Consider the following 14,803-nt stretch of genomic DNA (forward strand, 5'->3'; position numbering starts at 1 on the left):
TTCAGGTCAACATTTACTATCAAAGCATAATATTCAACGTTGTTTTATACGTTTGCCCGTTACCACCAATCAGCAGCTCGTGCCGGCCGGGATAAATCAGCTCCAGCCGGCGGCGGATGTTGTGCAGGTTGTCACCGGTTGATGGCTTGCCTTGGTTGTAGCTTACGCTGAACACAAGCCGGCTACCGGTTACTTTAAGCTGAATGCGAACGGGCCGCACAGGGTTATCCGTAACCCCCTGCTGCATGGCGTTCTCTACGAATGCGATTAGCAGCAAGGTAGCAATTCGTTTATCGGCCAGATCGCCTTCGGCTTTAAAGTTCACATAAAATCCCTCTTCAAACCGCAGTTGATGTATAAAAATGTAGGTTTGAATGAACTCTATCTCTTTCAACAGATCAACCTCCTCGGCTGTGCTTTCTGTGAATGCATAGCGCATCAATTGTAATAGCTTCTTAGCGGCATCGCCCAGCTTATCTGATATCGGATAAGCCAGCGAATACATATAATCAAGCGTATCGTATAAAAAACCGGGGTTAATATTCGTTTTTAGCAGAGCCTTTTCGGTACGCATCTTCTCTTCGCGCAACAGTTTATTTTCCTCCCCCTTATGTAAGGCGTTAAACATGCCGTATACAGCTATGCTCAGCATTACGGCTGGCAATCCGCGGTACAAGCTGTTGAATATATAATCTAGTATAGTAGCGCTGGAAGTATAAGCAGATACTTGAAAAATTTGCCTGATAACAACTTCCTCAACCAGATACCGGACGATAACAAAGCCAAGCAAGCCTGCTATGCCCCCGATGACGATACGGGAAACTTTCCCCTTGTTAACATTTACCCAGAAGTAACAAACATAAAATGCCACCATTTGGGCAAAAACCAATGTATAGCTAAACAGGGGCGCCTTAATGTGGCTAAATCCTAAAAACTCGCCTGTAAGCAGGTACACTATATAAAGCAACCACCCGGCTATGTGGTAGTATATTTCCTTTTTTTTCATGCCGCATAAAAGTAGGGCAAAACGGGCATAAGCTTATACAGTATTTATCCTTGCCCTATCCATTTTATTAGGAAACATTATTGACTACTAAATACCAGATGCATTAGAACAAATGCAACCTGTTAAACCCTATATGTCAATCTGGTAGCTCCAACCCTACTTTCTTTCTTTCAAATCTTAAAAATTCCTTAACATTTGTTTCATTTTTTTGGAAGTAAATTATTACTTTAAAAATCCGTATTTTTGCACCCTCTTAAAATTGTGGAAAACACTGATGTACAAGGAATATAAACAATTAAATCTATCGCAGGTTGGTAAGGATGTGCTGGAGTTCTGGAAACAGAACAACATATTTGAAAAAAGTATCAGCAGCCGTCCGGCCAGCAACCCTTATACTTTTTACGAAGGACCACCATCTGCCAACGGCATGCCCGGCATTCACCATGCCATGGCCCGTTCTATTAAAGATATTTTTTGCCGTTACAAAACCCTTAAAGGTTACCAGGTAAAACGTAAAGGCGGCTGGGATACCCACGGCCTCCCTATTGAACTGGCTGTTGAAAAATCATTGGGCATTACCAAAGATGATATTGGCAAAAAAATATCGATTGAAGATTATAACGAAGCCTGCCGTAAGGAGGTAATGCGCTATACCGACATCTGGAACGACCTGACCGAAAAGATGGGTTACTGGGTTGACCTCGAAAATCCGTACATCACTTACCAGAACGATTATATTGAAACCCTTTGGTGGATACTGAAACAGCTGTACAACAAAGGCTGGCTGTATAAAGGTTACACCGTGCAGCCGTACTCCCCTAAATCGGGCACTGGTTTAAGCTCGCACGAGTTGAACCAGCCGGGCACCTATAAAATGGTGAAAGATACCACCATTACCGCCCAGTTCTTTTTAAAGAATGATCAGCAACATCCGCTGATGCAAACCCTGTTCAGCGAACCGGGTGAAGAAACCGCCATCCTGGCCTGGACCACTACCCCTTGGACACTGCCATCAAACTGTGCCCTGGCTATTGGCGAGGATATCGACTATGTAAAAATCAGCACGCTTAACCCGTATACTTTTAAACCGGTAAGCGTAGTGCTGGCTAAAGCGCTGGTTGGCAAATACTTTAAAGCCGAAGGTGAGAATGCTTCGTTTGAAGATTACAAACCCGGCGATAAAGTGATTCCGTGGGCAGTAAAAGCATCTTTCAAAGGAGCTGACCTGGTTGACTTACGTTACCACCAGCTAATGCCTTATGTTACCAATGATGAGTTGGAGCAAAAGGCTTTCCGCGTTATCCCGGCCGATTTTGTAACCACCGGGGATGGTACCGGTATCGTACACACCGCATCTGTTTTTGGTGCGGATGACTTTAGAGCCTGTAAAGAGAACGACGTACCATCAGTAATGGTGCTGGATGAAACGGGCAAAGAAGTGCCGCTGGTAAACAAACAGGGCCGTTTTGTGGATGAAGTAACCGACTTTGCCGGCCGCTATGTAAAAGAAGAATACTACAGCCAGGCAGAACGCGACGAACCCGGCTTTAGGGGTACCGACGTACTGATCTCCATCAAACTGAAAGAAGACAATAAAGCTTTCAACGTACAAAAGTACGAGCACAGCTACCCGCACTCATGGCGTACCGATGAGCCTATTTTATACTATCCGCTGGATAGCTGGTTCATTAAAACTACTGCGGTTAAAGATAAACTGATTGAGCTGAACAGAACTATCAACTGGAAACCCGAAGCTACCGGTACTGGTCGTTTTGGTAACTGGTTAGAAAACTTGGTTGACTGGAACTTGTCGCGCTCACGCTATTGGGGTACCCCGCTGCCTATCTGGCGCGAGGAAAACGGCAGCGAAGAAAAATGCATTGGCTCCGTTGCTGAGCTGAATGCCGAAATTGAAAAAGCTATTGCAGCCGGCTTTATGCCCGAGGGCTTTAAGCTGGAAGATATGCACCGCCCTTACGTAGATGATGTAGTGCTGGTATCAGCCAGCGGCAAAAAAATGTTCCGCGAGCCGGATCTGATCGATGTTTGGTTTGATTCGGGTGCTATGCCTTATGCGCAATGGCACTTCCCTTTTGAAAATAAAGAAGAGTTTGCCAACGCCTACCCGGCCGATTTTATTGCCGAAGGTGTTGACCAAACCCGCGGCTGGTTCTTTACACTGCACGCTATTGCAGTTATGCTGAGCGAAGCCAGCGAAGAGGTAAAAGCTGTGAATGAGCAGGTAGGCAATCGTGGTATTGCGTTCAAAAACGTGGTATCAAACGGATTGGTGCTGGATAAAAACGGTAACAAAATGTCTAAACGTTTAGGCAATGCGGTTGATCCGTTCGAAACCATTGAGCAATACGGTGCTGATGCTGCCCGCTGGTACATGATCAGCAATGCATCGCCCTGGGATAACCTGAAATTTAATTTGGAAGGTGTGGATGAGGTTCGCCGTAAATTCTTTGGCACGTTGTACAACACCTACTCCTTCTTTTCCCTGTATGCCAATATCGATAAATTCGATTATAGCGAACCGGACGTAATGTTAAGCCAGCGCCCAGAAATTGACCGCTGGATATTATCGCTGCTGAATACCCTGACCCAGGAGGTTGACGGTTTCTACGCCGACTTTGAACCCACCAAGGCCGCCCGTGCTATACAGGATTTTGTGGATGCGCACCTGAGCAACTGGTATGTACGCCTGAGCCGCCGCCGCTTCTGGAAATCAGACAACTCTGAAGATAAGATATCGGCTTACCAAACGTTATATACCTGTTTGGTAACCATCGCCAAATTGATGTCGCCTATCGCGCCATTCTTTGCGGAGCGCTTGTTTAACGACCTGAATACCGCTACCGGTAAAGAACAGTTTGAATCCGTTCACCTGGCCGACTTCCCTGTTTACCACACCGAACTGGTGGATAAGGAACTGGAAGAGCGTATGCAACTGGCGCAGGATATCTCATCATTAACCCTGTCGTTGCGTAAAAAAGTGGGTATCAATGTACGCCAGCCGCTAAGCAAAATTTTACTGCCTATACTGGATAAAAACTTTGAGCACCAGGTAGAAGAGGTGAAAGACCTGATTTTGTCGGAAACCAACATCAAAACCATTGAGTACATTACCGACACGGCAGGTTTCATTAAAAGAAAAATAAAGCCTAACTTTAAGGCATTAGGCCAAAAAGTAGGCAAGGATATGAAAGTGGTGGCACAGGCCATTACCGAACTATCACAAGAAGACATCGCCAAGCTGGAAAACGAAGGCAATTTTACACTTTCAACCGGCCATAACATACTGAATACCGAAGTAGAAATCACTGCCGAAGATGTTCCCGGATGGCAGGTAGCAAATTTAGGCAAACTAACCGTTGCTTTAGATGTTACCCTAACCGAAGAACTCAAGCAGGAAGGCATCTCGCGCGAACTGATCAATCGCATACAGAACCTGCGTAAGGATAAAGGCTTTGAGGTTACAGACAAGATTAATGTACGCCTGAGCGATCATCCGTATATCAGCAATGCCGTAACAAGCAATTTATCCTATATTTGCGCCGAAATATTAGCTACTGATATTCAATTGGATAGCGAAGCGTTTGAAGGCGAGACTGTAGTGATCGAAAACAATGAAATTGTAATTGCAATAAGTAAAGTATAATGAGCACAACAAACGAAAGAACCAGATATTCTGATGTAGAATTACAGGAATTCAAAGAAATCATCCTGGATAAAATTCGTGTTGCCCGCGAAGAACTGAACTCGCTGGCATCATCATTAAGCAACCCGAACCTGAACGGTACAGATGATACCGCCGGTACTTATAAAACTTTGGAAGACGGCTCGGCTACGCTGGAGAAAGAACAGATTAACCAGTTGGCAGCACGTCAGAAAAAATTTATAGAGCAGTTAGAAGCTGCCCTGGTACGTATCGAAAATAAAACTTATGGTGTTTGCCGCGAAACCGGTAAACTGATACAAAAAGAGCGCCTGCGTGCTGTACCACACACCACGCTAAGCATGGAAGCTAAACTGAAACAGTATTAATGAAAGCTTCTTACGTTAAGCCCTTGTTAGTGGCTGCGTTAATTGTTATTGTAGACCAGCTGATCAAAACCTGGGTACGCACTAATATGTACCAAGGCCAGGAAATTCATTTTTTGGGGGATCGTGGTATGCTGCTGTATACCCTCAACAACGGTATGGCCTTTGGCTGGGAACTGGGCGGCGAAGCCGGTAAGCTGGCTTTAACCTTGTTCCGCATTGTAGCAGTACTGGGTATTGGCTATGCTTTATTGTACCTTATACGCCATAAATACCACCGCGGGCTGGCTATGAACGTAGCCCTGATATTTGCCGGCGCATTAGGTAACATTATTGATTCCACTTTTTACGGCGTTTTGTTTCAAAACCGCCCCTTGTTTCAGGGTATGGTAGTGGATATGTTTTATTTCCCGATCATTCAGGGCCATTTGCCAGGCTGGCTGCCAGCCTGGGCTGGGCCGGGCGAAGAGTTTAAATTCTTCCGCCCCATATTTAACCTGGCTGATGCCGCCATTTCGGTAGGTGTGATTATGATTCTGATTTACCAAAACCGGTACTTTAAAAAAGAAGAGGTTGAAGCAAGCAGCCCCCACAGCGAAATAGTTGAAGAATAGAAAAATCCGCTCAAATGAGCGGCTTTTTAATTTATATAAATAGGGTTACTTACCTTCTAATTCTTCTTTCTTTAATCTGAGACTACCCAAAGCTTTTCGTGAAGGCAATATTAATGGATTTTACCTCAGCGCCTCAACCGCTTTTGCTACCGTGGTATCACTTTGATTTAGTATCCGGTAGTAAACTTCGTTACCCCATTTAAAGCGGGCAGCATGGGCTTTAAGTAATAGCTTGATGTAGTTTTTAGACTGGGCTATCTCGTGCGAGTCCATTTCACGTAATGCGCCGGAGGCATAAATAATAAAACGGGTAAACTCGTCTTCGCTTACTGCATAATTTTGCGCAAAGTCTGTGGCACTGCTGTAATTCTTCAACACAGCCTGCATCCGGTCAATGGCATAACCGCTAAAAAGCGCGTTACGGGCAAGTTCATGCACCAGCATGCAATTAAGTGCAGCATCTTCGGGCACAAAAATGTCGGGCATTATACCACCGCCACCATACACCTTTTTACCCGATGTAGTATGATAAGGCACTGATGTATTAAAAACGCTGTCATCCAGATTATTTTCGGCCGTATATAACTCCCCTTTCTGTAAACGATCGGTCAGTTCATTGCGGTAATTTTCGGTACCGGCTTTATATGATTTTTGAATACTGCGGCCTGATGGCGTAAAGTAACGGGCTACTGTAAGGTTTAACGCTGATCCATCCTCAAACTCAAACTGCTCCTGCACTAGGCCCTTACCAAATGAGCGTCGGCCAATAATCACGGCACGATCCAGATCCTGCAGTGCGCCTGCCAATATTTCGCTTGCCGAAGCCGAATGCTCATCGATCAGTACCGCCAGCTTGCCTTGCTCAAACACACCCGAATCGGTGGCAAAGTAATCGGTACGAGGTTCATGCAATCCCTGGGTATAAACAATCAGTTTGCCTTTAGGCAAAAACTCGTCGGCCAGGGCTGTTGCCGTGTTCAGGTAACCGCCGCCATTGCCACGCAGATCAAGCACCAGCTTTTTCATGCCGGCTGCTTTCAGTTTTTCCAAAGCTGCACGGAAATCAATATCTGTAGCGGTACCAAACTTGCTGATTTTGATATAACCTATTTCGGGAGTGGTAAGGTAAGCTACATCCAGACTGCTCACACTGATGTGGCTGCGTTTAATACGGTAAGTTTTAATGCTTTTATCCGGCCATTGCACTATACCCAAGGTGATATCAGTATCCGTTTTTCCACCAAAGGCTTCATTCACCCTGTCTTCAGTTAAGTGCGTGCCTGCAAAAGACTCGCCATTAACTTGTACTACACGGGCACCATTGGGCAAACCGGCACGTGCAGCAGGGCTGCCGGGTAATACCTGGGTAATAAACAAGGTGTCGCGCAGTAATTGCGATTCAACACCAATACCGTCAAAATTACCCTGCAGTTTATCGGCCAGGGTTTGCGCCTGCTGTTTGTGCAGGTAAACGGAGTGCGGGTCAAGCTTTTGGAGCAGGTTATTGATGGTAACACCTTCAACGCTGTCCACATTGATACTGTCCACATACTTTTTCTTAACCAGCTGCATCACCCGGTCCAGCTTATTTGACGTTCCGCCGGCAATATAATCGTCTTCAGAAAAACGGTTACTATTGATCAACAAACCGATAGCTACACCCGCAATCAATAACACCACCGACCTGAAGATAATAGCAGCTGTTTGTTTCATATAACCCTTGCTACAAAAATAAACATTTGATTATGCAACAGGTTCTTGTTGTTGAAGGTTTTTTAACGAATTTTGTTACCGATTTGTAATAATAAAATGGACTATACCACCGAAAAAGAATCCCAATACGCCAACCTGGATCAAATGCCTGTTGCCGAGATACTGCAACACATTAATAATGAAGATAAAACCGTACCCAATGCAGTTGAAAAGGCACTGCCGCAGATAGAAAAGCTGGCATTAGCCGTAACCGAAAAAATGCGTGCCGGTGGCCGGTTGTTTTACATAGGTGCGGGTACCAGTGGCCGTTTGGGCGTGGTTGACGCATCAGAATGCCCGCCTACTTTCGGCGTACCGTTTGATTGGGTGGTGGGCATAATTGCCGGTGGCGATGGTGCCATACGCAAAGCCGTAGAAAACGCCGAGGATGATGATCAGCAGGCCTGGCTTGATTTGCAGGCTTATAATATTACCGCTAAAGATGTGGTGGTAGGATTGGCGGCATCAGGCCGTACGCCCTATGTAATAGGCGGTTTGCAGCAAGCCAATGCACATGGCCTGGTTACCGGCTGCGTGGTTTGCAATGCAGGCAGCCCGGTTGCTGCCGAGGCCCAGTACCCGGTTGAAGTAGTTACCGGACCTGAGTTTTTAACCGGGTCTACCCGTATGAAAGCTGGTACCGGCCAAAAGCTGGTGCTCAATATGCTTACTACCAGTGTAATGATACAACTGGGCCGGGTAAAGGGTAATAAAATGGTGGATATGCAGTTAACTAATCATAAGCTGGTTGACCGCGGCACCCGCATGGTAATGCAGGAAATTGGCGTTGACGAACAAACCGCTGCCGAATTGCTTACCACACATGGAAGCGTACGTAAAGCGGTTGAGGCTTACAGCAAATAAGACTACTTTTTGCTGACAAGCAAACGTGCAGCCATTGTTGGAGATAAAGAAAAGTATCACTAAATTAGATAGGCAGTTATGCAGCTGCCCATTAATTATATATAAAAGCCTTTGAGAGGGGCCGGAGGGGGTTATGCACGAGATAGAGCCATATTACAAGTGGAGGGATGATTACATTGCAGCGGAAGACGAATACTCGCCTTTTTATGCTACTGAGTACAATGAGTTTGAGTTTGATAAACAGGTTTACAACTATCTGTTGCACCCGCAGTGGGATTCGTTCGGCTCCAATACGCTGTACCTGAAAGTTTTATTTGCCGATTACGATCACGGTTATGTGATCATTGAGTTTATAGGCGAATGGAATGATGCCATCAATAATGATATTATGCTGCTTAAGCGCGAAATCATGGAGCTGATGATTGACCAAGGCATCAACAAATTTATTTTGATTGGCGAAAATGTGCTCAACTACCACTCATCTGACGATTGTTATTATGAAGAGTGGTTTCAGGATGTGGAAGATGGCTGGATTGCGGGCGTCAATTTCCGTGAGCATGTGATCAACGAATTCAAGCAAAACAATATTGACTACTATATTAACTTTGGCGGCGGGCTTGACGATTTGAGCTGGCGCACATTGAAGCCCTTACAGGTTTACAACCGTGTGGAAGAGCAATTAATGCGCAGACTGGCATAAACTATTTGGGCTGAACAACGTCTAACTTATTAAACAACTTTTAACCTGATTTAAAAATGGAAAATAGAAATTATGATTATGACCGTGTAATACAACTGGACGATGAACGCAGCGCTTCGCGCAGGTTTATTGCCAATGTATTTTCATGGATGTTTCTGGCGCTGGGCATATCAGCCTTTTTTGCCTATATCTTTAGCCACGATGCGTCTTTGCTGCAATTACTGGTTAGCCCAACCGGCTTAACCGCTTTCGGCAAAATCGTGATGTTTGCACCACTGGCTTTTGTACTGGTTATGTCTTTCGGCATGAACCGTATCTCTTTCCCGGTGCTATCGCTGTTATTCATCGTTTTCGCGGCCGTAATGGGTATCAGCCTGAGCTTTATTTTGCTGGCGTTTACCGCATCTTCTGTGTTAGGCGTTTTTATAACCACATCAGCCGTTTTTGGTATTATGGCTGTGGCGGGTTATACTACCAGCCAGGATCTGACTAAGTTTGGTTCATTGATGATGATGGGCTTAATCGGTATTATCATTGCCTCTGTGGTAAACATGTGGCTGGCCAGCCCGGGCATTAGCCAGGCCATTACTTATATTGGCGTAGCCGTGTTTGTGGGCTTAACGGCTTATAAAGTACAAATGCTAAAGCGCATTGGTGCCGGATTAGAATATGGTGATGCTTCTGCTAAGAAGCTGGCTGTGATGGGCGGTATGTCTTTATACCTTACCTTTATCAACCTGTTCCTATCCTTATTAAGGATATTCGGTGGCCGCAGAAATTAAGTAACTGTATAATAAACAATAACGCAAAGGCCCTCCAAATGGAGGGCCTTTGTTGTTCCTGGCTAATCTATTTGTGCTCTAAATCACTTATCATCACTTGCGGGACAGTTTAACATTTTTCTACCATATCCGGCAATGATGAGCATCAATTCCGTAACTGCTTTTCATCAATATGGGGCCCGCCAAAGCGGTATACATTTGATCCGTTAATCAACCCCAAAGTATTATGAAAACCTTACGACTATTGGTATGCGCCCTGTTGTTACTGGCAGGCTTCACCGGTTTTGCACAACAAAAAAATGAATGGAATATACGCGTTCGGGCACTGGGCATTTTCCCGCAGGAGAGTGCTAACATCGGTGTTATCGGCGGTGATATCAACCTCAGCAACTCTTACATTCCCGAACTGGACTTTACTTACTTCTTTGCCAAAAACTTTTCGGCCGAGCTGATACTGGGTACATCCAAGCACAAAGTGAGCACCTCCGGCTCTAACCTGAGCCCCATTGGCGGCCCTGCATCTGCCGATGTAAACCTGGGCAAAGTATGGCTGCTGCCCCCAACCCTTACCTTGCAATACCACCTGCCTACCGGCACAGCCTTTAAACCCTACATTGGTGCAGGCGCCAACTATACCATTTTTTACAACGCCGACCATGGCCCGGTTGCACAAGGTATCGATTACAAAAACAAGTTTGCCTTTGCCAGCCAGTTGGGTATCGATTATGATATCAGCAAAAAATTCTTCCTGAACGTGGATGTGAAAAAGATATTCCTATCAACCGATGTTACGGTTGATGCATCTAACCTTACACCATCAGGCAACCAGGCACTGGCACCTGTACTGCGCAACATCAACGCCGATGTTAAGATCAGACCCTGGGTAGTTGGCTTTGGTGTAGGCTACCGCTTATAATTTATTATTACCATTAAAATTTTTCATTCCGTTTAATCTTAGGCCGTATCATCCGCGATGGATGATGCGGTTTTTTTGCATTGCCATCACTGGAATATTTTACAGTACTTATAAGTACACATATTTGCATTTGACCGCCTTATTGTGCAAATTTGTAATGCTTATGGAGAAAGATGGAGGGACTGGACCCTGCGAAGTCTTGGCAACCTGTGCTTACAAGGTGCTACATTCTACTTAAAGCCTGCCACTATGAAGGTTTTAAGACAGATAAGCGATGAAGTCAAATTCCTGTGAACCGACTTTTCGATATAAGCCGTTTTAGTATCAAGTATTAAGTAACCAGTATCAGGATTTTTTTGATGCCATTTACTTTATAGCAACAGTATGAAGTTTGTCTTTATACTTGATACTCACTACTTGATACGATCAAATGGACATTAGAGAAGAACTACAAAAACGCATATTGATAATTGACGGCGCCATGGGTACCATGATACAGCGCTATCAGTTAACGGAGGAGGATTTTCGTGGCGAGCGTTTTAAAAATCACCCGTCGGACCTGAAAGGCAACAACGATTTGCTGAACATTACCCGGCCGGATGTGATCAAAGCCATACATAAGGAATACCTGGAGGCCGGTGCCGATATTATTGAAACCAATACCTTCAGTACCCAGCGCATATCACTGGCCGATTACCACATGGAAGAGCTGGATTACGAGCTGAGCTATGAAGGTGCCCGCTTAGCCCGTGAAGCAGCCGATGAGTATAACCAACTAACGCCCGGTAAGCCCCGTTTTGTGGCCGGCGCTGTTGGCCCCACCAACCGTACGGCATCCATATCGCCCGATGTAAACGACCCGGGTTACCGCGCCGTAACCTTTGATATTCTGGCTGATGCTTATTATGAGCAGGTACGCGGATTGGTTGACGGCGGCTCGGACGTATTATTGGTGGAAACCATTTTTGATACCCTGAACGCCAAGGCAGCCTTGTTTGCCATACAACGTTATGCCCATGAATCGGGTAAGCACTTGCCTATCATGATTTCGGGGACTATTACCGATGCATCAGGTCGCACCCTATCAGGACAAACAGTAGAAGCTTTCTGGAATTCTATTTGCCATGCCAACCTGCTGTCAGTAGGTTTAAACTGTGCTTTGGGTGCAAAAGAAATGCGCCCTTACTTAGAGGAGCTTTCGGCAAAAGCCAACGTATTTATATCGGCCTACCCCAATGCCGGTTTACCGAACGAGTTTGGCGCCTATGATGAAACCCCGCACGAAACCGCCCACCAGGTAGATGATTTTATGCAGGCCGGGTTAGTAAACATTGTGGGCGGTTGCTGTGGCACCACGCCCGATCATATTCGCTGCATTGCCGAACGCGCGGCCAAATATTCGCCGCGCGTTCGTCCGCAAGTAGAGCCTTACCTGCGCCTGAGCGGCTTAGAGGCCGTGACCATTACGCCCGAAAGCATCTTTGTGAACGTGGGCGAGCGTACCAACATTACCGGTTCGCCCAAGTTTTCGAAACTGATTTTGGCCGAAGATTACGAGGCGGCCCTAACCGTTGCCCGCCAGCAGGTAGAAGGCGGCGCCCAGGTGATTGACATCAATATGGATGAGGGTATGATTGATTCGGAAGCCGTCATGGTCAAATTCCTGAACCTGGTAGCCTCTGAACCTGATATTGCCAAACTGCCCATCATGGTCGATTCTTCTAAATGGAGCGTGATTGAGGCAGGCTTGAAATGCCTGCAGGGTAAGGGCATTGTGAACTCGATTTCACTGAAAGAGGGTGAAGACAAATTTAGAGAGTACGCTCGCAAAATATTAAGCTACGGCGCAGCCGTGGTAGTGATGGCCTTTGACGAGCAGGGCCAGGCCGATAACATGGAGCGCCGTATCGAGATCTGTAAACGATCATACGATATATTGGTCAACGAAATCGGTTTCCCGCCACAGGACATCATTTTTGACCCGAATATATTAACGGTTGCCACCGGTTTAGAAGAGCATAATAACTATGCGGTTGACTTTATTGAAGCCACGCGGTGGATCAAGCAAAACCTGCCACTGGCCAAAGTAAGCGGCGGGGTAAGTAATATCTCGTTCTCTTTCCGCGGCAACAATGTCGTGCGCGAGGCTATGCACTCAGCATTTTTATATCATGCCATTAAAGCCGGTATGGATATGGGTATTGTAAACGCCGGTATGCTGGAGGTTTATGAAGAAGTACCTAAAGAGCTGTTGGAAAGAGTGGAAGACGTGTTATTGAACCGCCGCCCGGATGCCACCGAACGACTGGTAGAATTTGCCGAAACCGTAAAAGCCAAAGGCAAAGAAATAGTACGTGATGAAGCCTGGCGTAATGAACCGGTTGAAAAACGCCTTTCGCATGCATTGGTTAAAGGTATTGTAGAATACCTGGATGATGATGTGGAAGAGGCCCGCCAAAAGTATCCCCGCCCATTGGAGGTAATTGAAGGCCCATTAATGGACGGTATGAACATCGTGGGCGATCTATTTGGCTCGGGTAAAATGTTTTTGCCACAGGTGGTAAAATCGGCCCGGGTTATGAAAAAAGCTGTGGCTTACCTGTTGCCGTTTATTGAAGAGGAAAAGCTACGGAATGCTGATGCCAGTCAGCGCAGCAATGCTGGCAAGGTACTAATGGCTACCGTGAAAGGCGACGTACACGATATCGGCAAAAACATTGTAGGCGTGGTACTGGCCTGTAACAACTTCGAGGTGATTGATTTGGGCGTAATGGTGCCTGCACAGAAAATTATTGAAGAAGCTAAAAAGCAACAGGTAGATATTATTGGCCTGAGCGGCCTCATTACCCCGTCGCTGGATGAAATGGTACACTTTGCCAAAGAGATGGAACGTGAAGGCTTTACTATTCCGCTGATTGTGGGTGGAGCTACAACCTCACGCATACATGCTGCGGTAAAAATTGCGCCTAACTACTCCGGCCCGGCCATTCACGTGCTGGATGCATCTCGGAGTGTAACGGTATGCAGCAATTTAATGAGCAAGGATGCACGCGATGGGTACATTCAATCCATAAAAGATGAGTATGCCAAAGCCCGCGAAGCGCATATGAACAAGCGGTCAGACAAGCGCTATGTATCTATTGATGACGCACGCGCTCAACGTTGCCAGATCAATCTGGATGGTGCTGTTCCGCCCAAACCTACCTTTACCGGTGTTAAGGTATTCGAAGCTTTCCCGTTGGAAGAGTTGGTTCCGTACATCGACTGGACACCGTTTTTCCATACCTGGGAGTTGCGCGGTAGCTACCCCAAAATATTCGACGACAAAAACGTGGGGCAGGAAGCGCGTGAGTTGTTTGATAATGCCCAGGCATTGCTTAACCGTGTAATTAAAGAAAACCTGTTGCAGGCCAATGGCGTAATCGGTTTTTGGCCGGCCAACAGTGTGGGCGATGATATTGAACTATACAGCGACGAAAGCCGCACCCAGCTATTAAGCAAGATACATACCCTGCGCCAACAGGCCGAAAAAGCCGCCGGCGAACCTTACTATGCCCTGTCAGACTTTATTGCACCTAAAGATAGCGGCGTGGCCGATTACTTTGGCGGCTTTGCCGTAACAGCAGGTATTGGTTGCGACGAACTGGTGGCTCAGTTTGAAAAAGATCATGACGATTATAACAGCATTATGGCCAAAGCTATTGCCGACCGCCTGGCCGAAGCCTTTGCCGAAAAGATGCACGAACTGGTGCGCCGCGAGTATTGGGGATATGCCAAGGATGAACAGCTTACCAATCAGGATTTGATTAAAGAGCAATACCAGGGCATTCGTCCGGCACCGGGTTACCCGGCCTGCCCGGACCATACCGAAAAAACAACCTTATTTGACTTGCTAAAAGCGCCGGACCATGCCCACATGCACCTAACCGAAAGTTTGGCCATGTTACCGGCTGCCTCTGTTAGCGGGTTCTACTTCGCCCACCCGCAAGCCCGGTACTTTGGGTTAGGCAAAATTGGCAAAGATCAGATTGAGGATTATGCAAAGCGGAAAAATATGTCGGTTGAAACAGTAGAGCGATGGCTGAGCCCGAATCTGAATTATTAAGCAATAGCAAATTCAAA

General features: G+C 46.2%; 10 protein-coding genes and 1 riboswitch. Of the genes, 8 read left to right on the top strand and 2 right to left on the bottom strand.

What is annotated here, in order from left to right; translation table 11 throughout:
- Positions 1–19 precede the first annotated feature (19 nt).
- The gene (locus tag KHS38_RS19250; RefSeq protein WP_213490189.1) at positions 20–1,006 is read right to left on the bottom strand and encodes a sensor histidine kinase; all 987 of its coding nucleotides are present in this window, start codon (positions 1,004–1,006) and stop codon (positions 20–22) included.
- A gap of 274 nt (positions 1,007–1,280) precedes the next feature.
- Between KHS38_RS19250 and ileS the strand changes: the two genes are divergently transcribed.
- Genes ileS through KHS38_RS19265 form a run of 3 tightly spaced genes read left to right on the top strand, consistent with a single transcriptional unit; the run spans position 1,281 to position 5,667 of the window.
- On the top strand, positions 1,281–4,670 hold the full coding sequence (ileS, locus tag KHS38_RS19255) for an isoleucine--tRNA ligase (RefSeq protein ID WP_213490190.1): 3,390 nt from the start codon (positions 1,281–1,283) through the stop codon (positions 4,668–4,670).
- Positions 4,670–5,056, top strand: coding sequence for a TraR/DksA family transcriptional regulator (locus KHS38_RS19260; RefSeq protein ID WP_213490191.1), 387 nt, complete (start codon positions 4,670–4,672; stop codon positions 5,054–5,056). Before ileS ends, KHS38_RS19260 begins: the two co-directional genes overlap by 1 nt.
- Positions 5,056–5,667, top strand: a complete 612-nt coding sequence (locus tag KHS38_RS19265; RefSeq protein ID WP_213490192.1) for a lipoprotein signal peptidase — start codon at positions 5,056–5,058, stop codon at positions 5,665–5,667. The genes KHS38_RS19260 and KHS38_RS19265 overlap by 1 nt, the downstream gene beginning before the upstream one ends.
- A gap of 120 nt (positions 5,668–5,787) precedes the next feature.
- On the opposite strand, the gene KHS38_RS19270 is transcribed toward KHS38_RS19265, so the two are convergent.
- Positions 5,788–7,380: a S41 family peptidase gene (locus KHS38_RS19270; RefSeq protein ID WP_213490193.1), complete on the bottom strand. Its 1,593-nt coding sequence runs from the start codon at positions 7,378–7,380 to the stop codon at positions 5,788–5,790.
- A 96-nt stretch (positions 7,381–7,476) separates the two neighbouring features.
- Here KHS38_RS19270 and murQ point away from each other — a divergent pair, with 96 nt between their 5' ends.
- The 5 genes from murQ to metH all read left to right on the top strand — a co-directional run bounded on the left by murQ (position 7,477) and on the right by metH (position 14,786).
- Complete coding sequence (gene murQ / locus KHS38_RS19275; protein ID WP_213490194.1) at positions 7,477–8,283, top strand: N-acetylmuramic acid 6-phosphate etherase; 807 nt, start codon at positions 7,477–7,479, stop codon at positions 8,281–8,283.
- A 133-nt stretch (positions 8,284–8,416) separates the two neighbouring features.
- The gene (locus tag KHS38_RS19280; protein WP_213490195.1) at positions 8,417–8,983 is read left to right on the top strand and encodes a hypothetical protein; all 567 of its coding nucleotides are present in this window, start codon (positions 8,417–8,419) and stop codon (positions 8,981–8,983) included.
- A gap of 56 nt (positions 8,984–9,039) precedes the next feature.
- A complete protein-coding gene (locus tag KHS38_RS19285; RefSeq protein WP_213490196.1) occupies positions 9,040–9,765 on the top strand; it encodes a Bax inhibitor-1/YccA family protein in 726 nt (241 codons plus the stop codon).
- Positions 9,766–9,991: 226 nt separating this feature from the next.
- Positions 9,992–10,681, top strand: a complete 690-nt coding sequence (locus KHS38_RS19290; RefSeq protein ID WP_213490197.1) for an OmpW/AlkL family protein — start codon at positions 9,992–9,994, stop codon at positions 10,679–10,681.
- 158 nt (positions 10,682–10,839) lie between these two features.
- A riboswitch (SAM riboswitch) is annotated at positions 10,840–10,955 on the top strand.
- A gap of 156 nt (positions 10,956–11,111) precedes the next feature.
- Positions 11,112–14,786, top strand: a complete 3,675-nt coding sequence (metH, locus tag KHS38_RS19295; protein WP_213490198.1) for a methionine synthase — start codon at positions 11,112–11,114, stop codon at positions 14,784–14,786.
- Positions 14,787–14,803: the final 17 nt, after the last annotated feature.

Source organism: Mucilaginibacter sp. Bleaf8 (assembly GCF_018390515.1).
Classification (GTDB): Bacteria; Bacteroidota; Bacteroidia; order Sphingobacteriales; family Sphingobacteriaceae; genus Mucilaginibacter.

Excerpts from the sequence above, each read along its gene's own strand:
- KHS38_RS19250 (WP_213490189.1), bottom strand. The coding sequence starts at position 1,006 with ATGAAAAAAAAGGAAATATACTACCACATAGCCGGGTGGTTGCTTTAT.
- ileS (WP_213490190.1), top strand. The coding sequence starts at position 1,281 with ATGTACAAGGAATATAAACAATTAAATCTATCGCAGGTTGGTAAGGAT.
- KHS38_RS19260 (WP_213490191.1), top strand. The coding sequence starts at position 4,670 with ATGAGCACAACAAACGAAAGAACCAGATATTCTGATGTAGAATTACAG.
- KHS38_RS19265 (WP_213490192.1), top strand. The coding sequence starts at position 5,056 with ATGAAAGCTTCTTACGTTAAGCCCTTGTTAGTGGCTGCGTTAATTGTT.
- KHS38_RS19270 (WP_213490193.1), bottom strand. The coding sequence starts at position 7,380 with ATGAAACAAACAGCTGCTATTATCTTCAGGTCGGTGGTGTTATTGATT.
- murQ (WP_213490194.1), top strand. The coding sequence starts at position 7,477 with ATGGACTATACCACCGAAAAAGAATCCCAATACGCCAACCTGGATCAA.
- KHS38_RS19280 (WP_213490195.1), top strand. The coding sequence starts at position 8,417 with ATGCACGAGATAGAGCCATATTACAAGTGGAGGGATGATTACATTGCA.
- KHS38_RS19285 (WP_213490196.1), top strand. The coding sequence starts at position 9,040 with ATGGAAAATAGAAATTATGATTATGACCGTGTAATACAACTGGACGAT.
- KHS38_RS19290 (WP_213490197.1), top strand. The coding sequence starts at position 9,992 with ATGAAAACCTTACGACTATTGGTATGCGCCCTGTTGTTACTGGCAGGC.
- metH (WP_213490198.1), top strand. The coding sequence starts at position 11,112 with ATGGACATTAGAGAAGAACTACAAAAACGCATATTGATAATTGACGGC.